Below are 24,071 nucleotides of genomic sequence, written 5' to 3'. Positions count from 1 at the left end.
CTCAAGCGACGCCGGATACCACACTTCAAGCTGGCGATATGGAACGCAAAAAGATTTTGTTTATGGCCGAGGCCGTGACGTTGGCGCACGTGGGGCGCCCGCTGGCGCTGGCCGCGATGCTCGATCGCGGACGTTACGACGTCCATATCGCCTGCGCACCCGGCTACGAAATGTTCTTCAACGGCAGCAACGTGCGCAGCTGGGGCCTCATCAGCATTTCCAGCGCGCGCTTCCTGGCCGCGCTGGCCGCCGGCAAGCCGGTCTACGACGCGGCCACCCTGCACCGCTATGTCGAGGACGACCTGCGCGTGTTCAAGCAAGTGCGCCCGGATCTGGTGATCGGCGACTTCCGCCTGTCGCTGTCGGTCAGCGCGCGGCTGGCCGGCGTGCCGTATGTGGGCTTGATCAACGCCTACTGGAGTCCCTGGGTGCGACAGCACTACCGCGTGCCGGCCATCGGCCTGTCGCGCGTGTTGCCGATCGCCATCGCCGACCGGCTGTTCAAGCTGGCGCGCCCGCTGGCGTTCGCCTTGCACAGCGTGCCGCTCAACCAGGTGCGGCGCACCTACGGCTTGCCGCCGCTGGGCCACGATTTGCGCCGCGTCTACACCGACGCCGACCATGTGTTGTACGCCGACATCTCCGAGATGTTTCCGGCGACGAATTTGCCTTCCACACATTCTTATCTGGGGCCGGTCGCGTGGTCGCCGCCCACCGGCTTGCCGGACTGGTGGGACGCGTTGCCGGCGGACAGGCCGATTGTTTATGTGACCTTGGGCAGTTCGGGCCAGGGCGCGTTGCTGCCGCGCGTATTGCAGGCGTTGGCGACGTTGCCGGTCGGCGTGATCGCCGCGACCGCCGGCAAGGTGGCCATGGGAGCGGTCCCACCGAACGCGCGCGTGGCGGCCTATCTGCCGGGCATCGAGGCGGCGCGGCGCGCCAGCCTGGTCGTCTGCAATGGCGGCAGTCCGACCAGCCAGCAGGCCCTGGGCGCCGGCGTGCCGGTGCTCGGGATCGCAGGCAACCTCGACCAGTATTTGAACATGCATGGGGTGGTGGCCAGCGGCGCCGGCGCCTTGCTGCGCTCGGACCGTTTGAACGAGGACGCCTTGCGCCGCGCCGCCGTCGATTTGCTCGAGCAACCCGGCGCCAGGGCGGCGGCGCGCAAGGTGGCCGGGCAGTTCGCGCTGTACGACGCCGGCGCGCGGCTGTCGGCTTTGCTGCGCGAGCTGTTGCCGTTGTGAGTCCAATCCGGACGAAAAAAAACGGACCGAGGTACGCCGCCAGGGTCCGCCAAAGTTACACAGCCGAAGTGTCAGGATTTGCTTCCGGCGTCGCTTTTCCGGCGGCTGCCCATGGCCAGGCCGGCGAAGCCCAGGCCCATGATGGCCAGGGTGCCGGGTTCGGGCACCGCCACGGCGGCGAAGGACTGCGACGAATCGACTTTCAGGAACGGCACCGTGGTGGGCGTGGCGCCGTCCCACATCATCGTCGGCGAGAAGAACGAGGGCACGTTGGTGGTCCCGGTGATCTTGTCCTGGAAGATGGAACCGGTGACGATGTCCAGGTAGGCGGCATCGACATAATCGATCATGAAGCGCGAATCGAACGAGCCGGTGCCGACCGCGCCGCTGGCGGTGAAGCTGGCGTCGTTGAACACCAGGTGGCCCGACAGGATGATGATGCCGTCGCCGTCGGTGTCGCCGGGCGAGGTGCCGCAGCCGGTCGAGGTCGAACCGGTGCCGTAGCAGCGCACGGTGCCGTTACCGTTGCCCGGCACGGCGCGGCTGCTGCCGGCGCCGTTGGTGATCCGGTCGAAGTAGATGGCGATGTTTTGCACGCCGGCGCGCAGCGGGTCGACGTCCATCGCGGCCGACTGCGAGGGCGGCAGGGTGAAGTGGGCGGTGGTCGGCGTCTGGACGTTGACCAGCTCTTGGAAGCGCACCACCTTGCTGATTTCGAAGGTGGTGTTCATGCCGGCCGGCGTGACGATGGCAGGGGTGTTGCTGTTGGACATGGTGCCGATGACCATCTGCGACCGCAGCTCGGTCAGGTAGGGCAGGCTGTCGCCGGGGCCGGTGCCGACGGTGCGCCCGGGGATGAAGCCGGTGGCCAGGCCGGTGTCGGTGACGTTGGTCCACAGATCGGCATAGGTGCTGTAGTTGCCGCTGCCGGTGACATCGAGGCCCACGGTGGGGCCGGCGCTGGCGCCGAGCGGCGCGGCCAGGGCGGTGGCGATTGCGGCGGCGGCCAGTGCGGGTTTGAGGATGTTCATGTGTGTGCTCCCTGGAGTTGGCGGCACCCGGAAATCGGGGTCGTATGCCTATAGAGCAAAACCCTTGCCAAGCAATGTGAACTGAAAGAAATCAAGCACTTGCGCAACACCCATACTACGCTTTTGCAACTATTGTAAAAAAAGCCGTCACTAAAAAAACGGACCGCGGGCATGGCGCCGGGGTCCGTTGAAAAGCGCCGAAGAGGATGCCGTCTTTGCCACCGCCTACGGCAAACGGCCCATCAGCAAGCAGCGTTGGTTTTGCGGCGTTTGCTCAGTGCCAGTCCGGCCAGGCCCAGCCCGATGATGGCCACGGTGCCGGGTTCCGGCACGGCGGCGAAGGACTGCGAGGAGTCCACTTTCAGGAACGGCACGGTGGTTGGCGTGGCGCCGTCCCACATCGAGGTCGGTGTAAAGAATGTCGGCACATTGGTGGTGCCGGTGAAGCGGTCCCGGAACACCGAGCCGGTGACGACGTCGAGGTAGGCGGGATCGACATAATCGATCACGAAGCGGGTGTCGAACGAGCCGGTGCCGACGGCGCCGCTGGCGACGAAGCTGGCGGTGTTGAAGACCAGGTGGCCCGACAGGACCATGATGCCGTCGCCGTCCGGGTCGCCCGCGCCGCCGCCGCAACCGTTGGCGGCGCCACCGGTGACGCCGGCGCCGTAGCAGCGCACCGTGTCGACGCCGTTGCCGGGCACGGCCTGGCTGGCGCCGCCCGGGGTGATGCGGTCGAAGAACACGGCGAAGTTCTGCACGCCGGCGCGGGTGGGATCGACGTCCATCGCCGCCGACTGGCTGGGCGCCAACCCGAAGGTGGCGGTGGTCGCGTTTTGCGACGTGACCAGTTCCTCGAAGCGCACGATCTTGGTCATCTCGAAGCTGGTGTTGAGGCCGGCCGGGGTGACGATGGCGCCGGCATTGCTGTTGCTCATGGTGCCGATGACGGTCTGCGTGTGCAGCTCGGTCACGTACGGCGCGATGCCGCCGGGGCCGCCGACGGTGGCGCCGGGAACGAAGCCGGTGACCACGGCGGTGTCGGTGATGTTGGTCCACAGGTCGGCGTAGGTGGTGTAGGTGCCGGTGCCGGTGGGGTCGAGGCCGACCACGGGGGCGGCGAGCGCGCCGAACGGTGTTGCCAGCGTGGCGGCGAGGAGGGCGGCGGCGGCGGGTTTGTAATAGTTCATAGCTGTTCCCCAAGAAATAGAAGACCCTGGAAATCAAGGTCGCTCCACCTCTTCAGCAAAACCCCTGCCAGCCTGGACGAAGCCTGTGTATTCAAAGGCTTGCGCCGCGATGTGTGTTGCGCGTCGAAAAGGGCGTAAAAAATTCCGTCACTTGTACACGCCAGTTCATTGCCCTAGCTTAGCCCGCTTGCTTTGAGTGTCGAGGCCGCTTTGATTTTGCGCGCCGGAATGCCGCCCCAGATTTCGCCGGCGCCGATGTGGGTGTCCTTGGTCACCACCGCGCCGGCCGAAACGATGGCGTGGTCGCCGATGCGCACACCCGCCATCACCACCGCCTTGGCGCCGATGGTGACGGTGTCGCCGATGACGACCGCTTTCAGTTCCAGCCGGCTGCCTTCGATCACGTGCGCGAAGATCACCGCGTCGTGGCCGATGATGGTGTTGCTGCCGATGCGCGTGAGCGGCGGATCGAGCAGGGCGCCGGCGCTGTAGGTGTTGGCGCCCAGCCTGGCGCCGAGCGCGAGGTAGATCAGCCGCGCCACCGGCACCGGGATGAAGTGCGTGCGGATCAGCGAATTGAAGAGCAACAGGTAGAACAGGATGTTGACGTTGGCGGCCAGTTCGTGGCGCGAGTTCTCGGCCACCTCGCCCTCGCGCAGCGGCATGACCAACAGGAAGCCGCGGTACACGGCAAAGGCCGCCAGGTAGGTCAGCAGCACCGCCGCCAGCAGCAGCGCCACGCCGCGAAAATCGCCCAGCGGCAAGCCGCCCAGCAGCAGCGCGGTGGCGCCCACGCCCAGCGCCAGGATCACGGCCAGCAAGCCTAGGAAGACGGCGATCTGCAACGGTTTGATGGCGCGCATCAGCGGCTCCCCGCCGACGGGCCGATTAGCAGTTCGCTCAGCGGCTTGCGGATCGAGCGCGCCGCGGCCGGCTCGCCGGCGCCGATGCGGCCCATGAACACGGCCGTCTCCCACGCCTGCCGGCCGACCAGCTGCTCGCCCTGTCGGGCCAGGTCGGCCGCGCGCTGCTGCATGCCCGGCGTGCCGGAAAACACCCGGCCCTCGCGCACGTAGCGGGAAAAGATCAGCGGCGTCAGCTCCGGCTGCAGTTGCAGGCCAAGCGCCGTGGCCGTCAGCCAGAAGCGCTGCATGGCCCGGCCCGCCGCGACGTAATCGTCGACGCGCTGCGGGCGGCGCTGCGCCGTCAGCACGAAGTGGGCGGCGCAGGCCAGGCCGGGGATCAGGTCCATCTGCAGGCGCGGCGCCACCGTGCCCGCCAGCCACGTGTTGAAAAATTCCACGCGGCGCCAGTCGCGCATGATCCAGCGCATCAGCCTGGCGGTCACCGCGTCCACGCCCAGCGCCTGGTCCGGCATGCGGTCCTCGCTGTAGCGGGCGTTCCATTCGATGACGGCCTGGTGCACCTGGTGCGCCTCCGGCATCGTCAACCGCAGCTTTGCGTTGCGGTACATCAAACGCGCCGCCGCCGTGCGCTGGCGGCCTTCGAGCCAGCTCACGCCGAAGCCCGGCGGCAGGGCGGCGGCCAGCGCGGTCTTCTCGGCCGGCGTCAGCGGACGCCGGTTCAGCGGGCGGCGCTGCACGCTGCGCACCAGGATGACGTCGGCCAGCGGATCGGCTTCGCGCTGCGGCGCCGGCACGAAGTCGATGATGAAGGTGGGGCGCGCCTCGGGCGCCTCCGGCCGGCGCGCCGCTTGCATCTCGAGGCCGAAGGTGCTGGCGGCAACGGCCATCGTTTCCAGCAGCGCGCCCAGCGAAATCTGGCTGGGGTGGCCGTCCAGGTCGTAGACGCAGTGGTCGCGCGTGTCGCGGCCATGCACGATCAGGCGGCGCGCGTCGAGGATCTCGAAGCGCCACGGCTGGGTGTTGTCGCCGCTGGGCGCCCAGCGCGCCAGCTCGAGGATCTGTTCCAGCGTGGAATCCAAGTGTTGTTCCATCTTGCTCATGATTGGTCTCCGGGACGGCGCCGCCTGGCCAGCAGCATCGCCAGCCGTTGCAGCGGGTGGCGGTGGCCGCCGGGACGCCAGGTGCGCACTAGCTTGTTGCGATAGCCGTCGTATTGATAGCCGCGCGGCGCGGCCAATATCTCGCCGCGGTTGAGCATGATCTTGAGCGCCTCGGTGGCGGCGGCGCCGGCGCACAACTCGCAGCCCATGATGGTGGAGGGACCGCGCTTCTCCTTCAAATTGATGCTGGACGGATCGACCAGGTAGCGCCCGTGCAGTCCGGCCGGCGCCAGCCCGACCAGGAAGCGCAGCGCCTTCTCGTCGTCCGGCAGGTCGCCCCAGCCGAAGTACTGCTCGAACGTCATCTCCCCCGGCATGAAATTGAGCACGGCCGTGCCCATGCCCAGCGGCGCGGCCGTGATCGCCGGAATGCCGAGCCTGGCGCAGGCGGCGAAGGTGGCCTGGCGCGCGCCGAAGGCGAAGAAGTCCAGGCCGTCGACATACAGGTCGACGCCCTTGAAGAACCGGCGCATGTTGACGTCGTCCACGCCGGTGGGAAAGCTGGTGATCTGCAATTCCGGATTGATATCGCGCGCCATCGCCTCCAGCACCTCGACCTTGGGCAAGCCCAGGGTCGACATGTTGGCGCCGATCTGGCGGTTGAAGTTGGCGATGTCGAAGGTGTCGAAATCGGCGATGTGGAACGCGCCCACGCCCAGCCGCGCCAAGGTCAGCAGATGAAAGCCACCCACGCCGCCCAGCCCGGCGATGGCGATGCGCTTGTCCTTGAGCAGCGACTGTTCGGCCGGCGTCACCCAGCCGAGATTGCGCGCGAAGGCGTGGTGGTAAGAGAAGGTCTGTGCCATGTGTTTCCCAGGGAACAGCCGCCATGCGGCTCAAGGGAATTTCGACAGATGAGCTAGATCAAAAGTTCCGCAAAAAGTGTAAAAAAAGCGTGCGACCGGCGAAAAAAAAGGCCGGTTCGTGGGAACCGGCCTTTGCCACTCAAGCCATCAACAACAACCGCCGCGCTTGCCGGCGCCGCCGTAGCGCGCCTCCTGGCGCTCGCGGAAGAATTCCTCGTACGTCATCATCGGCTCATCGGGATGGGTGGCTTCGCGATGGCTGACATAGGTGTCGTAGTCCGGCAGGCCCATCATCAGGCGCATGCTTTGCCCGAGATAGCGGCCCGCCTTGGCGATGTCGCCCAACATCATTGCACCTTGGGCGCCAGCACCATCGGGCTTTCCATGGCGGTCGGCTTGCTGTTGGCGCGCGCGACCATCACGGTGCGGATGCCGAACACCAGCACGCTGAGCACGACGATGACGAAGAATCCGGCCAGCGACGCGTCCAGGTAATCGTTGAACACGATCTGGTGCATCTGCGCCACCGACTTGGCCGGCGCCAGCAGCTTGCCTTCGTCAAGTGCGGCCTGGTACTTGGCCGCGTGCGACAGGAAACCGATTTTCGGATTGGCGTCGAAGATCTTCTGCCAGCCGGCCGTCAGGGTGCACAGCAGCAGCCAGATGGTCGGCACGATGGTGACCCAGGCGAACTTGCCGCGCTTCATCTTGAACAGCACGCAGGTGCCCAGCATCAGCGCGATCGCCGCCAGCATCTGGTTGGCGATGCCGAACAGCGGCCACAAGGTGTTGATGCCGCCCAGCGGATCGACCACGCCCTGGTACAGGAAGTAGCCCCAGGCCGCCACGCACAGCGCGGTCGCGGTCAGGTTGGCGAACACGTTCTCGGTCTTTTTCATCGACGGCAGGAAGGCGCCCAGCAAATCCTGCAGCATGAAGCGGCCGGCGCGGGTGCCGGCGTCGACGGCGGTGAGGATGAACAGCGCCTCGAACAGGATGGCGAAGTGGTACCAGAAGGCCATCATGGCCTGGCCGCCGATGACGTTCGACAGGATGTGGGCCATGCCCACCGCCAGGGTCGGGGCGCCGCCGGCGCGCGAGATGATGCTGTGCTCGCCGACATCCTTGGCGGTCTGGGTCAGCATTTCCGGCGTGACATAAAAGCCCCACTGCGAGATCGCGTGAGCGGCGGACTCGGCCGTGGTGCCGATCAGCGCGGCCGGAGAGTTCATGGCGAAGTAGATGCCCGGCTCGATGGTCGAGGCGGCCACCAGCGCCATGATGGCGACGAACGATTCCATCAGCATGGCGCCGTAGCCGATGAAGCGGGCGTGGCTTTCATTCTCGATCATCTTGGGCGTGGTGCCCGACGAGATCAGCGCGTGGAAGCCGGACACGGCGCCGCAGGCGATGGTGATGAACAGGAAGGGGAACATCGAGCCCGACCACACCGGGCCGGTGCCGTCGATGAATTGGGTGAACGCCGGCATTTTCAGGTAGGGCGCGACAAACAGGATGCCCAGCGCCAGGCCGACGATGGTACCGATCTTGAGGAAGGTCGACAGGTAGTCGCGCGGCGCCAGCAGCAGCCACACCGGCAGCACCGAGGCGACGAAGCCGTAGCCGATCAGCATCCAGGTCAGCTCGGTGCCGGTGAAGTTGAACATCGGCGCCAGCGCCGGATTTTCCTGCACGTACTGGCCGCCGAAGATGGCCGCCATCAGCAGCACGAAGCCGATGATCGACACCTCGCCGATGCGGCCGACGCGGATGTAGCGCGAATACACGCCCATGAACAGCGCGATCGGGATCGTCATCATGACGGTGAAGCTGCCCCACGGCGAGCCGGTCAGCGCCTTGACCACGATCAGCGCCAGCACCGCCAGGATGATGACCATGATCATGAAGGTTCCCAACAGCGCGATCATGCCGGGGATCTGGCCCAGCTCGGATTTGATCAGGTCGCCCAGCGAGCGGCCGTCGCGCCGCATCGAGATGAACAGCACGATGAAATCCTGCACGGCGCCGGCGAACACCACGCCGGCCAGGATCCACAGCATGCCGGGCAGATAGCCCATCTGCGCGGCCAGCACCGGGCCGACCAGCGGACCGGCGCCGGCGATGGCGGCGAAGTGGTGGCCGAACAGCACGTATTTATTGGTCGGCACGTAGTCGAGGCCGTCGTTCAGCTTGGCGGCCGGCGTCATGCGCTTGTCGTCGAGCCCCAGCACCTTGTCGGCGATGTACAGGCTGTAATAGCGGTAGGCGATCAGATAGACGCAGACGGCGGCGATGACGATCCAGATCGCGCTGACGGACTCGCCGCGCTTGAGCGCCACCACGCCCAGCGCGGCGGCGCCGCACAGGGCCAGCGCCGCCCAGCCGAGCTTGCTGGCCAGGGTCTGGGGTGTACGAGTGGGTAGTGATTTCATGCTTCCTCCAAGGTAATTCCGAACTTCGTCTGATGCTGCCTTGGCCTTGTTAATCCGGCATCGTGGCAGCTTATGGCGAGTATTCACGAAGCTGATAATCGGCGCAAGCGCAGCACTACGCAGGCGCGTTAAGTAGTACTACGTACGGCCGGGTGCGCGCGGGGGCGTAAAATCGCGAGGTTCGGATAATTGGATGGGCGGTCTCTCATGAAGTTGCGGCAAAAAGTCATATTCCTGGCCATCACGCCGCTGATCCTGGCGCTGTGCGCGATCGCGCTGGCGGTACGGCACCAGTCGGTGTTGCTGGCGCAGCAGCAGCGCGACACCATCCAGCAAGCGTATCTCAGCAGCAAGGAGGCCGAGCTCAAGCATTATGTCGCGCTGGCTTCGCATTCGATCTCGCACCTGTATCATTCCGGCCGCAACGATCCGGCGACCCTGGAGGAGGCCAAGCGCATCCTGTCGTCGCTGAGCTACGGCGACGACGGTTATTTCTTTCTGTACGATATGAACGGCAACACCCTGATGCATCCGCGCCAGCCCGAGCTGGTGGGCAAGAATTTGTTCGAGCTGCGCGACGCGCTGGGGCGGCCGACGATCCAGAACCTGCTGCAACGGGCCAAGGCCGGAGGCGGGCTGGAGCGCTACATGTGGATCAAGCCGTCGACCCGCAAGCCGGTCGCCAAGCTCGGCTACGTGATCGCGATGCCGAACTGGGGCTGGATGATGGGCACCGGCATCTATCTCGACGACGTCGACCGCGCGCTGGCCAAGATCGACATCCAACAATCGGGCAACATCCACAACACCATGCTGTGGATCGCCGCCATCGCCATCGCCGCCTCGGTGACGGTGGCCAGCAGCGGGCTGGCGCTTAACATCAGCGAGTTCCGCGTCGCCGACGCCAAGCTCAAGGTGCTGGCGCAGCGGGTGGTCGAATCGCAGGAGGAGGAGCGGGCGCGGCTCTCGCGCGACTTACACGACGGTATCAGCCAGTGGCTGGTGTCGATCAAATTGCAGATCGAGGCGGGGATGATCCGGTTGTCGTCGGACAAGCCGGAGCAGCGGCAGGCCGCGCACGCGGTGTTCGAGCACGCGGCGGGGCAGCTGAGCAATGTGATGGGCGAGGTGCGGCGCATCTCGCACAATCTGCGCCCGGCCATCCTCGACGATTTGGGGCTGGCGGCGGCGCTGCACCATCTGGGGCAGGAATACACGCTCAGCAGCGGCACGCCGGTACGCTTCGAGGCCAGCGGCATCACCGACGGCTTGGCCGACGTCGCCAACACCGTGCTGTTCCGCATCGCCCAGGAGGCGCTGACCAACATCGAGCGCCACGCCGGCGCCAGCGCCATCGAGATCGGCCTGACCGGCGACGGCAAGGGCGTGAACTTGCGCATCAGCGACGACGGCGTCGGCTTCGACGCCGAGGGCATCGCGCTGCATCCCAAGCACGGCATCGGTCTGCGCAACATGATGGAGCGCATGGACGCCATCGGCGGGCGTTTCGAGATCGTCTCCTCGTCGGACGGCACGGTGCTGAGCGCCTACGCCGCCAACAATAGCTGAACAAAGCCACGACAACGGCTAATATGAATCATCGCAGCATTAAAATAGTACCGGGAAGAAGCACGCCATGACCTCTACAATCAAAATCCTGCTGGTCGACGACCACCCCCTGGTGCGCGACGGCCTGCGCGCGCGGCTTGAGGCGATGCCGCAGTTCGAGGTGGTGGCCGAGGCCGGCGGCGCGGCCGAGGCGCTGGAGCAGGCGGCCCAGTGCACGGTCGACCTGGTGCTGATGGATATCAATATGCGCGGCACCAACGGCATCGAGGCGACCGCCCAGTTCAAGCAGGCGTTCCCGCGCATTGCCGTGCTGATCCTGTCGATGCACGACAAGCTGGAATATGTGTCGCAGGCGATCCAGGCGGGCGCGCGCGGCTACGTGCTCAAGGACGCGCCCGGCAAGGACATTGTCGTCGCCATCGAGACCGTCATGTCCGGCGGCATTTATTACAGCGCCGCGCTGGCGCGCCAGCTGGCGCAGCCGCAGAACCAGGACAACCAGCTGACCTCGCGCGAACACGAGGTGTTGCGCCACATCGCCAACGGCGAATCGAACAAGCAGATCGCCCGCGCGCTCGACCTCAGCGTGCGCACCGTCGAAACCCACCGGCTGAACATCAAGCGCAAGCTGGGCATCGAAGGGCAGGCCGAATTGATCCGTTTCGCCGTCCAGCACGCGCAATGACATCACTTTCACCATGATTCTTTGTTTGGATGCAACAAAATCGAGTCGATGCTCTAATACTGTTGAGCAATTTCTAATATTCCGTGTTTGTCCGGCAATATCTGATATATTCTAAGTGCTTAGAAAATTGCAATTGTGTAAAAAGAAAAATGTTTTTGTGTGCAGTCAGTTGTTCCGATACTGGTCATATTGCAAATTACTCTACTGCCCCATGGTATTTGCTTGCCCCGTCATTGTTGAACGATCGCTGCGCGCACCACCTTCGATGAGAAATTGATGTCCGCGCCAGATACTAGTCCGTTCCCCCTGGTGGAATTCCAAGCGGTGTCCAACGCTCGCAACGAGTGGGTGGCGCTGAGTTTCGAATTGTCCGCCGACGCGGGCGACGCCTTCCAGTCCACGCTGACCTTGTTCAGAACCCCCGACGCCTTCGCCGCGCTGGCGCCGCTCGACTGCATCGTGCCGGTGCCCGATCCGGCCTCGCTGGAACTGTCACAACTCTCGACCTTGCCGTCCAGCCGCGTGATCCTGCGCGTGCCGGCGGCGCCCTGCGCCGACGTGCCGGTGCAAAAGAAACTCGCCGCCATCGCCGACGCCGGCTACCGCATCATGATCGAAGGCGTCACCGCCGGCTCCACCGCCACCTTGTGCGGCGCCACGGCGTTGATGGTGGACGCCTCGATCGCGTTGCCGCCGGTGATCGCGTTGATCGGCCAGCCCGGTCCGCACCTCGCCGCCAATATGCACAGCGAGCTGCGCATCGCCGAATGCGCGCACGCCGGCTTCCACTGGTTCAGCGGCGACTACGCGCTGCACCCGTCGCAAGAGAGCGCCGGCGACGGCACCTCGCGCAAGCGTCTGCTGGCGCTGCTCGGCATGCTGGCGCGCGACGCCGATTCGCGCGAGCTCGAAGTGCTGCTCAAGCAAGACCCGGCGCTGTCCTACCACCTGTTAAAACTGGTCAACTCGGCCGCCTTCGCGCTCAGTTCGCCGATCCACAGTTTCGGCCAGGCGATCAACGTGCTGGGGCGGCGCCAGCTGCAACGCTGGCTGCAATTGCTGCTCTACGCGCGGCAGCAGGACGACGGCCTGGCCAATCCGCTGCTGCCGCTGGCGGCGGTGCGCGCGGCCCACATGGAAGCGCTCAGCAAATCGCTCGGCTGGGACCGCGACCAGCAGGACATGGCCTTTGTCGCCGGCGTGTTCTCGCTGCTCGATGTGCTGCTGGGCATGTCGATGACGGAAATCGTCGCCGCGCTCAGCCTGGACTTGGATGTCGTCATGGCGCTGCTGGACCGCGGCGGCCCGCTGGGCGAACTGCTCAGCCTGGTCGAACGCCACGACCGCGCCGCGCTCGACAAGGCCGGCATCGGCGCCGACACCTACTGGCAAGCGCAACTGCAGGCGTACCACTGGGCCATCCAGGTCAGCAGGAATCTGTAAGCCATGGCCGACCATCCCGTCTCCGACTTCCTCAACCACAGCGCCGCCGTCTGCGACGCCGTGCTGCGCCTGCGCGGCAGCGCCATGGCCGAGGAACTGGGGCGGATCGTGCGCAGCGTCACCAACAGCCCGCTGGGCGAATACCTGCCGGCCGACGCCGTCTCGCTGCTGGTCGCGCCGCCGGTGGAAGAAATCGTCGCCGCCAACGACGCCGCCGTCCCCAGCCTGACGCAGGACATCTGGTTCGAGGACCGGTATTTCGGCCGCTTCATCGTCTCCGGACGGCTCGGCTACAGCGACGCCGACCGCCAGCACCTGGCCAGCCTCGCCACCCTGGCCGGCAGCGTGCTGCAAGTGCACTCGCTGGCGCAGCGCAGCACCCACGCCTACGTGCAGGTCGAATCGCAACTGCAGCACCAGGCGCAGATCCTCGACCACATCCACGAATCGGTGGTGACGATGGACATGAACGGCTTCATCCTCAGCTGGAACAAGGGCGCGGAGCGGCTGTTCGGCTACACCTCGGTGGAAGCGGTGGGGCGCAACATCCTGTTCCTGTACGACGAGGAAGACATCGACGCCCACGATCCGTTCCTGGAGCAGGGCGGGCGGCTGATGGAAGTGCGGCGCAAGAAAAAATCGGGCGAGGTGTTCTGGGCCAGCCTCTCGCTGTCGCCGCTGTGCGACTTCAACAAGCGATCGATGGGCCTGATCGCCTACCTCACCGACATCACCGAGCGCAAGCTGGCCGAAGAGCGCATCCACCACCTCGCGTACTACGACGCGCTGACCAACCTGCCGAACCGCACCCTGCTGACCAAGCTGGTCGACCAGGCGCTGATGGTGGCGCAGCGCGGCAAGCTGCAAGGCTGCGTCCTGTTCATCGACCTCAACCGCTTCAAGATGATCAACGACACGCTCGGGCGCAAGGTCGGCGACGCGTTGCTGTGCGAAGTGGCGCGCCGCTTCCGCACGGTGCTGCGCGACCAGGACCTGGTGGCGCGGCTGGGCGGCGACGAATTCGCCATCGGCCTGTTCGACCTCGGCCAGCACTTTGAAGCAAGCATGGTCGCGCAAAAGCTGCTGGCCACGCTCAACAGCCCGATCATGATCGACGGCCACGATTTGCGGGTCGGCGGCAGCATCGGCATCAGCGTTTATCCGCAAGATGGCGATGACGCCGAAACCCTGCTGCGGCTGGCCGACATCGCCATGTACCGCGCCAAGCAGGAGGGCGGCGTCAACGGCGACCACGTCGCCTTCTACAGCCAGGACATGAACCAGGGCATGCAGGAGCGCATGCGCATCGAAACCGGGCTGCGCTACGCGCTCGGCAACGGCGAGCTGCTGCTGCACTACCAGCCCAAGTTCTCCATCGATACCGGCAAGATCATCGGCGCCGAGGCGCTGGTGCGCTGGCGCCATCCGCAGCGCGGCCTGGTTCCGCCGGCCGAGTTCATCCCGCTGGCCGAGGCGACCGGGCTGGTGGTGCAGGTCGGCGAGTGGGTGCTGGAGGCGGCCTGTTCGCAGGCGAAATTGTGGAAGGATGCCGGCTTGCCGCCGATCCGGCTGGCGGTCAACGTCTCGGCGCGCGAGTTTACGGCTTCGCTGCCGGGGCGGGTGATGGATACGCTCAACCGGTACGGGCTGGAGCCGTCGTGGCTGGAACTGGAGATCACCGAGAGCACGCTGATGCACAACATCGACCGCGTGATCGGCATCATGGACCGGATCACCGCGCTGGGCGTGACGTTGTCGCTGGACGATTTCGGGACCGGGTATTCGAGTCTGTCGTATCTGAAGCGGTTCCCGATCGACACCCTGAAGATCGACCGGTCGTTTACGATCGGCATACCGAGCGACGCGAACGATTGCGCGATTGCGAATACGATTATCAGTATCGCGCAGCAGCTGAAACACAAGGTGATCGCCGAGGGTGTGGAAACGGTGGAGCAGTTGGCGTTTTTGAAGAATTCCGGCTGTGACGAGGTGCAGGGGTATCTGTTCTCGCAGCCGCTGGAGGCTGCGGCGTTCGAGCTGGCGCTGCGCGAGAACTGGACGCCGGGGCAGGCCAGCAGGGCTGCTTGATGCTTGTCCAGGGTGCGGCAAAGCGCGATTTGCCCATGGATGGGTTGAATTCTGTATAATGCTGCCCCATAGGAAGCGTGGCCGAGTGGTTGAAGGCAGCAGTCTTGAAAACTGCCGACGGTGTGAGCCGTTCGTGAGTTCGAATCTCACCGCTTCCGCCAAAAAATAAATCAAACCGGCCGAGGCCGGTTTTTTTTGTTGCTGTTTCTCGAAAAGTGATGCGGTCATTTCCCCCATTTATCGATTCGCGACTGGCGCTCGTGCGCTACATCAAAGCGGGGCCTGCGGCGCTTGACACGGGTGATGAACCGTTCGATCATGGTTGTATGGACGCCGTCAGCAAAGAAATACTGGACGCAAGACTTGGAACCGTCGACACCAAGATGGATGGTCGTATCGCGACCTTGGAAGTCAGGATTGATGGAAAGTTCTCAGGTGTTGACGCCCAGTTTGCTGAGGTGAATGTCCAGTTCTCTGGGGTTGATGTCAAGTTTGCCGAACTACGTGGAGAAGTACAAAAAGGCTTCGCGGATATGACCAAGTGGATTGTTGGCACGGTAGTCGGGGTTGCCGCAGTGACGATCACAATTATGACCTTCGTCCTCAACAACGCAGTCCCGAAGGTGCACGCAGCCGCATTGTCGCAAACAGCGCCGATCGTCGGCCCCGCAGTTCACTAAAAGTAATTGATTTCGCCTATTATCGGGAGGTCTCTTAACCTTTTGGTAGAAATGACCGGCACAAATTCCAATCAGAGGACGATCTGGACGAAAGAAGTCGACACCCGATGAACCTCCACCGCCTCGACCTGGTCTCCTTGTCCTTGTTCTCCCACGTTGCGCGCACTGGCAGCATTAGCAAAGGTGGCGCGCTGGCTAACCTTGCCGTCGGCGCGGCAAGCAAACGCATGTCCGACCTGGAGGCGATGACCGGTACGGCCCTCCTTGAACGACATTCACGCGGCGTTATTCTGACCGCTGCCGGGCAGGCGCTCTATCGCCATGCGCAACTCATATTGCGAGATGTCGACTCGCTGGCGGCCGATCTGTCGGATTACGCCTCCGGCCTGGTCGGCGTCGTGCGCTTGTGGGCGAATACCTCCGCCGTGACGCAGTTTTTACCCAACGACCTTGCAGCCTTTACATCCGCCAATCCTGGAATCAGGATCGAATTCGAAGAGAAAGACAGCAGCGAAATCGTCATGGCGGTCATCGATGGCCGGGCAGACCTTGGTATTTTTGCGGACCGGACGCCAGCGTTTGGTCTGCACCTGGTCAATTACAAAAAGGATCGCCTGGTGCTGGTCGTGCCCGAGTGGCACGTCTTGGCCCACCAGCCCTCGCTTAGCTTCAACGAGGTACTGGAGTACGACTTCGTTAGCCTTTCCGAAGGCACTTCCCTCGCGCGGCGATTGCAAGAGGAAACCGAGGTACTTGGACGCAAACTCAAGCTGCGCATCCGGGTGCGCAGCTTTGATGCGATGTGCAAAATGGTGGCAGCCGGGATGGGCATCGCGGTGTTGCCGGCCGAAGCGGTCAAAGAACTGATCGGGTCGCTCAATCTGCGGCAAATTTCGTTGAGCGATCCTTGGGCCGAGCGCAGTTTGTTGATTGGCCTGCGCAATCCCAAGGCGGTGTCACGTCACGTGCGGCTGCTGCTCGACCACCTCGCGCTGGCGACCATGCCCGCATAAACCCATCGGCATGCGCTATCCCGGCCAGCTTTCGCGGTTCGCGAAAGCTGGCTTCTTTCCTTTTGGCTTCTGCGAACAAAAAAAGGGGAACAGAATGCCCCTATGCGCCATGAAGAGCGCATGTCACAACGTGGCGCCGACACCTGGACATACAGGTGCGGTCGCTAAGACACTCATCAGCAGGAGACACGCATGTCGAAGTCATCAACTATTCCCATTGGATCAGCGGTTTCCTCCTCGGCAATCGAGGAGGCGCGCATCGTGCGCAAGGTGGCCTGGCACATCATGCCGCTCATCATGGTTTGCTACCTGTTCGCCTTTTTCGATCGCATCAACGTCAGCTTTGCCAAGTTCGCACTGCAAACCGATCTCGGCCTGAGCGATACCGCTTACGGTTTCGGCGCCGGCCTGTTCGTGGTCGGCTATGTCCTGTTTGAGGTGCCCAGCAATCTGATGCTCTACAAGGTCGGGGCCAGGCGCTGGATTGCCCGGATCATGGTGTCGTGGGGGATCGCCACCGCACTGATGGCGTTTGTCGACGCCGAGTGGCAATTTTATGTATTGCGCTTCCTGATCGGCGCGATGGAGGCTGGCTTTGCGCCAGGCGTGCTGTACTACCTGACGCTCTGGTTTCCATCCGCCTACCGCGGCCGCATCACCTCGACGCTGTTCCTTGCATCGGCTTTCGCCGGCTTGCTTGGTGCGCCCGCCGCAGGGCTGGTGCTGTCGCATATGGATGGTTTGCTGGCGATGCGCGGCTGGCACTGGTTGTTCCTGGTCGGCGGCATTCCGTGCGTGTTTCTCGGCTATCTGGTTTTCAGGGTGTTGAAGGACCGGATCGAGGATGCTGGCTGGCTTACCCGTGAGGAGCAGACAGTGCTGTCGGCGCGCATCGCCGAACAGAACCGCTCGATCGGCGGCCATGGCCATTCATTGCTCGGCGCGTTGAAAACCCCGGGGTTTTTGACTCTCGGCCTGGTGTACTTCCTGATTCAGATGAGTTCCTACGGACTCAATTTTTGGGCGCCGCATTTGATTCGCACCTCTGGCATTACCAACCCGACGACCATCGGCTTGCTGACGGCGATCCCGTATCTCTGCGGTGCGATCACCATGGTGGTGGTCGGTCGCATGTCGGACGGTTCCGGCGAACGGCGCAAATTTGTCATTGGCCTGATGCTGCTCGCGGCAGGCGGTTTTTTCAGCGCCGGCATCTTCGACAAGCACACCGGCTGGTTGATTGTCTCGCTGGCGGTCATGGGAGCGGGTGTGATTGCATCAATCCCGGCTTTCTGGGCGCTGCCGCCGAAAATCGTGACCGGCGTCGGCGCGGCAGGCGGTATCGCGTTGATCAATACCCTGGGCCAACTGGGCGGCATTGTCAGTCCGGTGCTTGTGGGCCGGATCAAGGACGTCACCGGCAGTACCACGCCCGCCTTGTACGTGATCGGCTGCCTGTGTCTTGCCTGCGTGGCCGTGTTGATGTTTGCATTGCCCGAAAAACTGCGCGAAAAGGAAGCGCCGCTGGACCGGCGCACTGCCTGAACCACTGCGGGCGCCGCGGCGCCTTTTCACAAATAGGATGAGAGGTCTGTCATGAATAAAGAACTAGCTATCCCTGCGGGTGCGTTGCGAGGGGTTCGCGTGATTGAAATGGGGCAGTTGATCGCCGGCCCGTTCGCCGGCAAGACGCTGGGCGAATTTGGCGCCGACGTGATCAAGATCGAGGCGCCCGGCGCTGGCGATCCACTGCGTAACTGGCGCATGATCAAGGAGGGCACGTCGGTATGGTGGCAGGTTCAATCGCGTAATAAACGTTCGGTTGCGCTCGACTTGCGCAGCGCCGAAGGCCAGGACATCGCTCGCAAGTTAATTGCCGAAGCCGATGTGCTGATTGAAAATTTCCGGCCCGGTACGCTGGAGGCCTGGGGCATGGGCTGGGAAGCGTTGTCCGCGCTCAATCCGGGCCTTGTCATGCTGCGCATTTCCGGCTACGGCCAGACCGGTCCTTACCGTGATTTGCCCGGCTTCGGCGCCATCGGGGAAGCCCTCGGCGGGCTGCGCCACCTGACCGGGGAACCGGATCGGGTTCCGGTACGCTGCGGCATCTCCATCGGTGACACGCTTGCGGCGCTCCACGGCACCATCGGCATACTGACCGCGCTGTACCATCGCAAGGTCAATGGCGGCATGGGGCAGGTGATCGACGTGGCCTTGCATGAGGCGGTGTTCAACGTGATGGAGAGCCTGATTCCGGAATACAGTGCCTTCGGCGTGACGCGTGAAGCGGCAGGTAGTGCCCTGCCTGGCATTGCACCGTCGAATGCCTATCGCTGCGGCGATGGCTTTGTGCTCATCGCCGGCAACGGCGACAGCATCTTCAAGCGTCTGATGCACGAAATAGGCCGCGCCGACCTGGCCGACGACCCGGCGCTGGCCAACAACGCCGGCCGTGTCGCCCGGGTCGCCGAACTCGATGCGGCCATTGGTGCGTGGACGGCAACGCGCTTGGTCGCCGACGTGCTCGCCGTGCTCGGGCAGGCTGGCGTGCCGGCGGGTAAAGTCTACGACGCCAGGGATATTGCCGAGGATCCGCACTACCGCGCCCGCGACATGATCCTTTCCCAGACGACGCGCGACGGTTATGAGCTTGAGGTGCCGGGCATCGTCCCCAAGTTGCTCGGCACGCCGGGAAGCGTGCGCTCGGCGGCGCCGCGGCTCGGCGAGGACACCGACGCCGTACTCCAGGAACTTGGATTGACCGAGCAGGATGTCGCCGTCTTGCGCGGCAAAGGAGTGGTGGCATGAGCGCCTGGAACGGCGCAGGGCGCCGCATCTACCTGCAGGAAGTGGGTACACGCGACGGTTTGCAAGCGGAAGCGGTGTTCGTACCCACGGACGAGAAAATCGCGCTGGTCAACAGCCTTTCCCGCACCGGGATGGCCAAGATCGAAGTCACCGCGTTCGTGTCACCGAAAGCCATTCCCGCACTGGGCGACGCGCAGCAGGTGATGCTGGGAATCGAGCGGGTCCATGGCGTGATTTACAGCGCGCTGGTGCCGAACGTGCGCGGCGCGGAGCGCGCCATCGAAAGTAGTGTCGATGAACTCAATCTCGTCATGTCGGCCAGTGAAAGCCACAACCTGTCGAATCTTAGGATGACGCGGGAACAGTCGTTTGCGGCCTTGAGCGAAGTTGCAGGCCTCGCCAGGACAGCCTCATTGGCCGTCAATATCTCGCTGTCCTGTGCTTTTGGTTGCCCTATCGAGGGTGAGGTGGCCGAGGACGTCGTGATGGACTGGTGCGCGCGCTTTGTGGGCGAGGCCGGCGCTACGGGTATCACGTTGTGCGACACGACCGGCATGGCTTACCCAAGCCAGGTGGCATCGCTCACGCGGCGCTTTCGCGCGACATGGCCTCGCATTGCACTCAGCCTTCATTTTCACAATACCCGCGGCATGGGGTTGGCAAATGTGCTCGCCGGGATTGACGCTGGGGCGGACCGTTTCGACGCCTCACTGGGCGGTATTGGTGGCTGTCCCTACGCGCCTGGCGCCTCGGGTAATGTGTGTACGGAAGATATCGTCCACGCTTTGCAGCTGATGAAATATGACACCGGTATCGATCTTCAGGCGCTGATCGCCGCCTCGAAACGCCTGCCCGGGCTGATCGGTCACGATATCCCAAGCCAGGTCGTCAAGGCAGGACGCCGGCTCGATTTGCACCAACCGCCAAAGGATTTCGAGATGATAAAAGTACGCGCGCATGAAAGGGGACGCGGGAGCATTTAGCTCAAATACCAGGCTGCGGACTTGTACATCAAGCGGCTCCGCAGATCCGCCCTACCTGCCCCAGCCTTCCAACCAGCCGTTAGCCGCCAGCGACACGACAGCGTCGGAAATTCGCTTCGGCCCAGACGCCTGTAGTTGCTCCGTCGACTCGCCCAACATGGCTCGCATCACCGCAGGCATCACCGCGATGTCGATGAAATATTCGGCCGCGCCGATGGCGTCGTCGACCCGGTCAGGCTGCCCCAAAGCGATCGCTGTCGCCACCCGCCGCACGCCCGCCCGCCAGACAAGCTGGTCGGCGTGCAACCCGCCATTGGCGAATCGCGGCAGCTCCGCCACTACCAGCCGCAATAACGCCACCGCATCCGGGTGCAGCGCATCGGCCAACACGCGCAGGCCCACTGCCGCCAAGCGTTCGCGCAATGGCATCTCCATCTCGACATCATCCTGCGCGAACGAGCGCGCCAGCATGTTGTCGACGACCGCCGAGAACAGCGCCTGTTTGTTGGCGAAGCGGGAGTAGATGCTCGCCTTGCCGGCGCGCGCATCCAGGGCGACCTGGTCGCAACTGGTGCCTTCGTAGCCCCGTTCCAGGAACAATTTCGTCGCAGCAGCCAGTAACCGTTGCTCAACATCGCCCTCACGACCGGCCGGCGGCCGCCCGCCGCGCCCGCGTTTTTCTTGTACTTCCTCTTCCACGCCCATCCTTTTCAGTACAACCAACTATACAAATATTGAAACAAGCTGTTAAACTAGACTTGTCAGTTCAGTTTAATCCATCCACCCCGCTTGCGCTGATCGGCAGCGTAGCACAACGAGGAATCATCATGTCCGCAGCCATCCATCCTTTTCACCTGGCGATCCCTGAGGCCGAGCTCGACGACCTTCGCCGCCGTCTCGCCGCCACCCGCTGGCCGGACGCCGAAACCGTCGCCGACAACAGCCAGGGGCCGCGCCTTGCCAAGCTCCAGGCATTGGTCGCGCGCTGGCAGGACGGTTACGACTGGCGCCGCTGCGAGGCCTTATTGAACGACTTCGGCCAGTTCCGTACCGAGATCGACGGCTTGAACATCCACTTTCTCCATGTGCGTTCGCCGGAACCGAACGCCATGCCGCTGTTGCTGACGCACGGCTGGCCCGGTTCGGTGCTGGAGTTCCGCGATGTGATCGGCCCGTTGACCGATCCGGTGGCGCACGGCGGACAAGCGGCCGACGCTTTCCACGTCATCATCCCGTCGCTGCCGGGTTTCGGTTTTTCCGACAAGCCGACGAGCACAGGCTGGGACATCAACCGCACCGCCGACGCTTGGATCGAATTGATGCGCCGCCTCGGCTACGACCGCTGGGCCGCGCAGGGTGGCGACTGGGGCGCAGCCGTCACGACCACGTTGGGCTACAAGGCGCCACCGGGTTTGGTCGGCATTCATTTGAACATGGTGATGTTCCAGCCCACCGAAACGGAACGGGCGCAGGCGACGCCGGACGAGCAGAAGATGCTCGCCGACGCCTCGCGTTACGAGCAGCAATTCTCGGGCTATTACAAGCTGCAGAGCACAAGGCCGCAGTCGGTCGGCTTCGCCTTGGCCGATTCGCCGGTGGGACTCGCGGCGTGGATCTACGCGCTGTTCCAGGACGTCTCCGACAGCGATGGCAACGCCGAGAGCGTCTTCCAGTTGGACAAGATGATCGATGACATCATGCTGTACTGGCTGCCGAACACCGGCGCCAGCGCGGCTCGCCTGTACTGGGAAGGCATGCAGTCCATGCAGCGCGGCGGAATGCCGAACGTTCCGATGCAAACGCCGGCCGGGATCAGCATGTTCCCGGGCGAGCAATTGCGATTATCGCGGCGCTGGGCCGAACGCCGGTTCGCCGACCTGGTCCATTTCAGCGAACTGGAGCAGGGCGGACATTTCGCGGCGATGGAACGGCCGGCCGATTTTGTTGCCGAGGTGCGCGCCACGTTCAGATTGCTCCCGCCTCGGGCCTGATGACTTTTGGGAGCGCTGTGGAAATTGGAGAGTTTCTGTCGTGCTGATATCTGTATAGTTTCCACATCGGCCAACAGAGCGGGATGCCATGCGTAAGATCGACGATATTTTGCTTTTCCGTGGGGACATCTCGCCATTTCTCGTGCACATGACGAAGAAAAGCGGCGACTCGTCCGCGAGGCTGATATTGGAAAAAATTATTAGCGAGAAGATGGTTAAACCGGGCCGCGCGGAGGTGAGTGATATTCGCTACGGCGGCCATACCGTCAACATGCCCGAGGGAGATCGCCGGAAGTATTTTGGCGCAACCTGCTTCACCGAAACACCGCTCGATGAAATCCACTGCCTGCTCGACATAAACTACCGGCAAATCAATCTGGAGCCTTATGGGCTGGTCTTCCTGAAGAATAATTTGCTCAAAAAGAGCGTGTCGCCCGTTATGTATCTGAACAACGAAACCGGCGACAAGAATGACGTCGCACAAGCGCTGTTCAGCCTGACTTCCACGCACGGGGCGGCGGCGGCGAAGTTGCTGCCGCTGTTGTCGGTGTTCGGTCAAAAAATCCAGTCGCCGTATGCCGCCAATGCGCCCCAAGGGCGAGTCGATTTCCGCTGGGAGCGCGAGTGGCGGCAGCCCCACGACAAAGGGGGGGTGTCATTTGACGACGGCGATTTGTTCGTGGGCCTGTGCCCGCACGACGAAATAGGGCATTTCGAAAATTTGTTGCCGAACGTACGTTTCGTCGATCCGCTGCGGCCCATGAAATGGTATGCGTCCAAATTGATCGAGATGCGTCAGCGCGTCGACTTGAAATATTCGGTGGTCTAATATCTTTTGCAGCTAAAGGAATACCATGAATCTCTTGGATGACATTACTGAAAAACTGGATGAGTGGGAAGAGGCGGCGAAGGCAGCCCTGGGCATCTCGGGCGTGACCAAAGATCATCAGATCGACATCAAGGATTACATCCGCGAACATCACGAGCAAGAAATAAAAGAGGATATCGATCGACTTGCTGCATTTCAAGCTACAGTCGAAAGCCGGTTGGATGACGAGCACATTTCCCCTGATGGACGGGAAGAAGTCGAGCACATTCTGAAGAAGATCGAGGAACTCATCGAGCGATTGAAGGATCTGCTCTGAGATGGGTGGCGTCACGCCTTAATATGGCATCCGCCGATGCAAGCGACGGTGAAACGCCGGCATAGGCCATTCACCCGATACCGCCTGGCCAACATTCTCCCTACACTGGTTTCACTTACCCAACAAACCAAACGGAGAACGCCATGACCACCATCAAAACCTCGCTGCGCCTGCTCGCCATCGCCACCGCCTTCGCAACGATCGCCCCGCAAGTCAGCGCGGCCGCCACCGATGCCAACGCCAAGCCCTCCGTCGTCATTGTGCACGGCGCCTTCGCCGACGGTTCCGACTGGGCCAAGGTGATCCCGCTGCTGCAGGCCAAAGGCATCAAAGTCACCGCCGTGCAGAATCCGCTGACATCGCTGGCCGACGACGTCGCCGCAACGCGCCGCGTGATCGCTGCCCAGCCGGGCAAGGTGGTGCTGGTGGGCCATTCGTGGGGTGGAACCGTGATTACCGACGCTGGCCAGCACGACAAGGTGCGCAGCCTGGTGTACGTCGCCGCCTTTGCGCCCGACGCCGGCAAGTCGACCGCCGAGACCGGCGAGGGCTACCCCGCAGCCCCTGGCACCAAGCGCTTCGTCGCCGACGGCGAAGGCTTCCTGAGCCTGCCGGAAGCGGCGATGCGCGAAGACTTCGCCCAAGATGTGACGCCGGCCCAGGCCGCCATCATGACCTCGACCCAAGGCCCGATCCAGGCCAAGGCGTTCGCCGACAAGGTCACCGCCGCCGCCTGGACGAGCAAGCCGTCGTGGTTCATCGTCAGCGCACGCGACCGCATGATCGATCCGGGCTTGCAGCACGCGATGGCCAAGAAGATCGGCGCCAAGACCACCGAACTGGCGGCCAGCCACGTGCCACAGCAGTCGCGTCCGGCCGAGGTAGCAAAGGTGATTCTCGATGCCGTCGCGGCGACCAAGTAAGCAGGCCGCCGGCG

The 24,071-nt window shown here is 63.6% G+C and carries 22 protein-coding genes and 1 tRNA gene; 15 read left to right on the top strand and 8 right to left on the bottom strand.

The window, feature by feature from the left end; genetic code table 11:
* The first annotated feature begins 38 nt into the window (after positions 1-38).
* The gene (locus tag NHH73_22085) at positions 39-1,244 is read left to right on the top strand and encodes a glycosyltransferase (protein ID USX25272.1); all 1,206 of its coding nucleotides are present in this window, start codon (positions 39-41) and stop codon (positions 1,242-1,244) included.
* A 71-nt stretch (positions 1,245-1,315) separates the two neighbouring features.
* Here NHH73_22085 and NHH73_22080 read toward each other — a convergent pair whose 3' ends face one another.
* The 7 genes from NHH73_22080 to NHH73_22050 form a co-directional block, all read right to left on the bottom strand.
* Complete coding sequence (locus tag NHH73_22080; protein ID USX25271.1) at positions 1,316-2,275, bottom strand: PEP-CTERM sorting domain-containing protein; 960 nt, start codon at positions 2,273-2,275, stop codon at positions 1,316-1,318.
* Positions 2,276-2,517: 242 nt separating this feature from the next.
* Positions 2,518-3,465, bottom strand: a complete 948-nt coding sequence (locus tag NHH73_22075; protein ID USX25270.1) for a PEP-CTERM sorting domain-containing protein — start codon at positions 3,463-3,465, stop codon at positions 2,518-2,520.
* 173 nt (positions 3,466-3,638) lie between these two features.
* Positions 3,639-4,328 carry an acyltransferase gene (locus NHH73_22070; protein USX25269.1) on the bottom strand — a complete coding sequence of 230 codons (690 nt, stop codon included), beginning with the start codon at positions 4,326-4,328 and terminating at the stop codon, positions 3,639-3,641.
* Positions 4,328-5,431, bottom strand: a complete 1,104-nt coding sequence (locus NHH73_22065) for a nitroreductase family protein (protein USX25268.1) — start codon at positions 5,429-5,431, stop codon at positions 4,328-4,330. The genes NHH73_22070 and NHH73_22065 overlap by 1 nt, the downstream gene beginning before the upstream one ends.
* Complete coding sequence (locus NHH73_22060) at positions 5,428-6,297, bottom strand: ThiF family adenylyltransferase (GenBank protein USX25267.1); 870 nt, start codon at positions 6,295-6,297, stop codon at positions 5,428-5,430. Before NHH73_22060 ends, NHH73_22065 begins: the two co-directional genes overlap by 4 nt.
* Positions 6,298-6,444: 147 nt before the next feature.
* The gene (locus tag NHH73_22055) at positions 6,445-6,645 is read right to left on the bottom strand and encodes a YbdD/YjiX family protein (GenBank protein USX29677.1); all 201 of its coding nucleotides are present in this window, start codon (positions 6,643-6,645) and stop codon (positions 6,445-6,447) included.
* Positions 6,645-8,729, bottom strand: coding sequence for a carbon starvation protein A (locus NHH73_22050; GenBank protein USX25266.1), 2,085 nt, complete (start codon positions 8,727-8,729; stop codon positions 6,645-6,647). Before NHH73_22050 ends, NHH73_22055 begins: the two co-directional genes overlap by 1 nt.
* Positions 8,730-8,936: 207 nt before the next feature.
* Here NHH73_22050 and NHH73_22045 point away from each other — a divergent pair, with 207 nt between their 5' ends.
* The 10 genes from NHH73_22045 (at position 8,937) to NHH73_22000 (ending at position 19,998) form a co-directional block, all read left to right on the top strand.
* A complete protein-coding gene (locus tag NHH73_22045) occupies positions 8,937-10,298 on the top strand; it encodes a cache domain-containing protein (GenBank protein USX25265.1) in 1,362 nt (453 codons plus the stop codon).
* 67 nt (positions 10,299-10,365) lie between these two features.
* A complete protein-coding gene (locus tag NHH73_22040; protein USX25264.1) occupies positions 10,366-10,983 on the top strand; it encodes a response regulator transcription factor in 618 nt (205 codons plus the stop codon).
* Positions 10,984-11,259: 276 nt separating this feature from the next.
* Entirely contained in the window at positions 11,260-12,426 is a 1,167-nt protein-coding gene (locus NHH73_22035; GenBank protein USX25263.1) for an HDOD domain-containing protein, read from the top strand.
* Positions 12,427-12,429: 3 nt separating this feature from the next.
* A complete protein-coding gene (locus NHH73_22030) occupies positions 12,430-14,514 on the top strand; it encodes an EAL domain-containing protein (GenBank protein ID USX25262.1) in 2,085 nt (694 codons plus the stop codon).
* Between the two features lie 71 nt (positions 14,515-14,585).
* Positions 14,586-14,675 (top strand) — tRNA-Ser (locus NHH73_22025).
* Between the two features lie 57 nt (positions 14,676-14,732).
* Entirely contained in the window at positions 14,733-15,194 is a 462-nt protein-coding gene (locus tag NHH73_22020; GenBank protein USX25261.1) for a hypothetical protein, read from the top strand.
* A 107-nt stretch (positions 15,195-15,301) separates the two neighbouring features.
* Positions 15,302-16,207: a LysR substrate-binding domain-containing protein gene (locus NHH73_22015; protein USX25260.1), complete on the top strand. Its 906-nt coding sequence runs from the start codon at positions 15,302-15,304 to the stop codon at positions 16,205-16,207.
* Positions 16,208-16,399: 192 nt separating this feature from the next.
* Complete coding sequence (locus NHH73_22010; GenBank protein USX25259.1) at positions 16,400-17,752, top strand: MFS transporter; 1,353 nt, start codon at positions 16,400-16,402, stop codon at positions 17,750-17,752.
* Positions 17,753-17,803: 51 nt separating this feature from the next.
* On the top strand, positions 17,804-19,015 hold the full coding sequence (locus NHH73_22005) for a CoA transferase (GenBank protein USX25258.1): 1,212 nt from the start codon (positions 17,804-17,806) through the stop codon (positions 19,013-19,015).
* Positions 19,012-19,998: a hydroxymethylglutaryl-CoA lyase gene (locus NHH73_22000; protein USX25257.1), complete on the top strand. Its 987-nt coding sequence runs from the start codon at positions 19,012-19,014 to the stop codon at positions 19,996-19,998. The genes NHH73_22005 and NHH73_22000 overlap by 4 nt, the downstream gene beginning before the upstream one ends.
* A 51-nt stretch (positions 19,999-20,049) precedes the next feature.
* On the opposite strand, the gene NHH73_21995 is transcribed toward NHH73_22000, so the two are convergent.
* The gene (locus tag NHH73_21995; protein ID USX25256.1) at positions 20,050-20,697 is read right to left on the bottom strand and encodes a TetR/AcrR family transcriptional regulator; all 648 of its coding nucleotides are present in this window, start codon (positions 20,695-20,697) and stop codon (positions 20,050-20,052) included.
* 128 nt (positions 20,698-20,825) lie between these two features.
* Between NHH73_21995 and NHH73_21990 the strand changes: the two genes are divergently transcribed.
* The 4 genes from NHH73_21990 (at position 20,826) to NHH73_21975 (ending at position 24,057) form a co-directional block, all read left to right on the top strand.
* Positions 20,826-21,989, top strand: a complete 1,164-nt coding sequence (locus NHH73_21990) for an epoxide hydrolase 1 (protein ID USX25255.1) — start codon at positions 20,826-20,828, stop codon at positions 21,987-21,989.
* A gap of 88 nt (positions 21,990-22,077) precedes the next feature.
* Positions 22,078-22,818 (top strand): hypothetical protein, encoded by a 741-nt coding sequence (locus NHH73_21985; protein USX25254.1) that lies wholly within the window; start codon positions 22,078-22,080, stop codon positions 22,816-22,818.
* 25 nt (positions 22,819-22,843) lie between these two features.
* Positions 22,844-23,134, top strand: a complete 291-nt coding sequence (locus tag NHH73_21980) for a hypothetical protein (GenBank protein ID USX25253.1) — start codon at positions 22,844-22,846, stop codon at positions 23,132-23,134.
* Positions 23,135-23,277: 143 nt separating this feature from the next.
* Positions 23,278-24,057 carry an alpha/beta hydrolase gene (locus NHH73_21975; protein USX25252.1) on the top strand — a complete coding sequence of 260 codons (780 nt, stop codon included), beginning with the start codon at positions 23,278-23,280 and terminating at the stop codon, positions 24,055-24,057.
* Positions 24,058-24,071 lie beyond the last annotated feature (14 nt).

It is taken from the genome of Oxalobacteraceae bacterium OTU3CINTB1 (assembly GCA_024123955.1).
In the GTDB taxonomy this organism is placed as follows: Bacteria; Pseudomonadota; Gammaproteobacteria; order Burkholderiales; family Burkholderiaceae_D; genus Rugamonas.
This window is presented reverse-complemented; position numbering and strand designations above follow the sequence as displayed.

Coding starts and splice junctions, on each gene's coding strand:
- NHH73_22085 (USX25272.1), top strand. CDS start 39: ATGGAACGCAAAAAGATTTTGTTTATGGCCGAGGCCGTGACGTTGGCG.
- NHH73_22080 (USX25271.1), bottom strand. CDS start 2,275: ATGAACATCCTCAAACCCGCACTGGCCGCCGCCGCAATCGCCACCGCC.
- NHH73_22075 (USX25270.1), bottom strand. CDS start 3,465: ATGAACTATTACAAACCCGCCGCCGCCGCCCTCCTCGCCGCCACGCTG.
- NHH73_22070 (USX25269.1), bottom strand. CDS start 4,328: ATGCGCGCCATCAAACCGTTGCAGATCGCCGTCTTCCTAGGCTTGCTG.
- NHH73_22065 (USX25268.1), bottom strand. CDS start 5,431: ATGAGCAAGATGGAACAACACTTGGATTCCACGCTGGAACAGATCCTC.
- NHH73_22060 (USX25267.1), bottom strand. CDS start 6,297: ATGGCACAGACCTTCTCTTACCACCACGCCTTCGCGCGCAATCTCGGC.
- NHH73_22055 (USX29677.1), bottom strand. CDS start 6,645: ATGTTGGGCGACATCGCCAAGGCGGGCCGCTATCTCGGGCAAAGCATG.
- NHH73_22050 (USX25266.1), bottom strand. CDS start 8,729: ATGAAATCACTACCCACTCGTACACCCCAGACCCTGGCCAGCAAGCTC.
- NHH73_22045 (USX25265.1), top strand. CDS start 8,937: ATGAAGTTGCGGCAAAAAGTCATATTCCTGGCCATCACGCCGCTGATC.
- NHH73_22040 (USX25264.1), top strand. CDS start 10,366: ATGACCTCTACAATCAAAATCCTGCTGGTCGACGACCACCCCCTGGTG.
- NHH73_22035 (USX25263.1), top strand. CDS start 11,260: ATGTCCGCGCCAGATACTAGTCCGTTCCCCCTGGTGGAATTCCAAGCG.
- NHH73_22030 (USX25262.1), top strand. CDS start 12,430: ATGGCCGACCATCCCGTCTCCGACTTCCTCAACCACAGCGCCGCCGTC.
- NHH73_22020 (USX25261.1), top strand. CDS start 14,733: ATGCGGTCATTTCCCCCATTTATCGATTCGCGACTGGCGCTCGTGCGC.
- NHH73_22015 (USX25260.1), top strand. CDS start 15,302: ATGAACCTCCACCGCCTCGACCTGGTCTCCTTGTCCTTGTTCTCCCAC.
- NHH73_22010 (USX25259.1), top strand. CDS start 16,400: ATGTCGAAGTCATCAACTATTCCCATTGGATCAGCGGTTTCCTCCTCG.
- NHH73_22005 (USX25258.1), top strand. CDS start 17,804: ATGAATAAAGAACTAGCTATCCCTGCGGGTGCGTTGCGAGGGGTTCGC.
- NHH73_22000 (USX25257.1), top strand. CDS start 19,012: ATGAGCGCCTGGAACGGCGCAGGGCGCCGCATCTACCTGCAGGAAGTG.
- NHH73_21990 (USX25255.1), top strand. CDS start 20,826: ATGTCCGCAGCCATCCATCCTTTTCACCTGGCGATCCCTGAGGCCGAG.
- NHH73_21985 (USX25254.1), top strand. CDS start 22,078: ATGCGTAAGATCGACGATATTTTGCTTTTCCGTGGGGACATCTCGCCA.
- NHH73_21980 (USX25253.1), top strand. CDS start 22,844: ATGAATCTCTTGGATGACATTACTGAAAAACTGGATGAGTGGGAAGAG.
- NHH73_21975 (USX25252.1), top strand. CDS start 23,278: ATGACCACCATCAAAACCTCGCTGCGCCTGCTCGCCATCGCCACCGCC.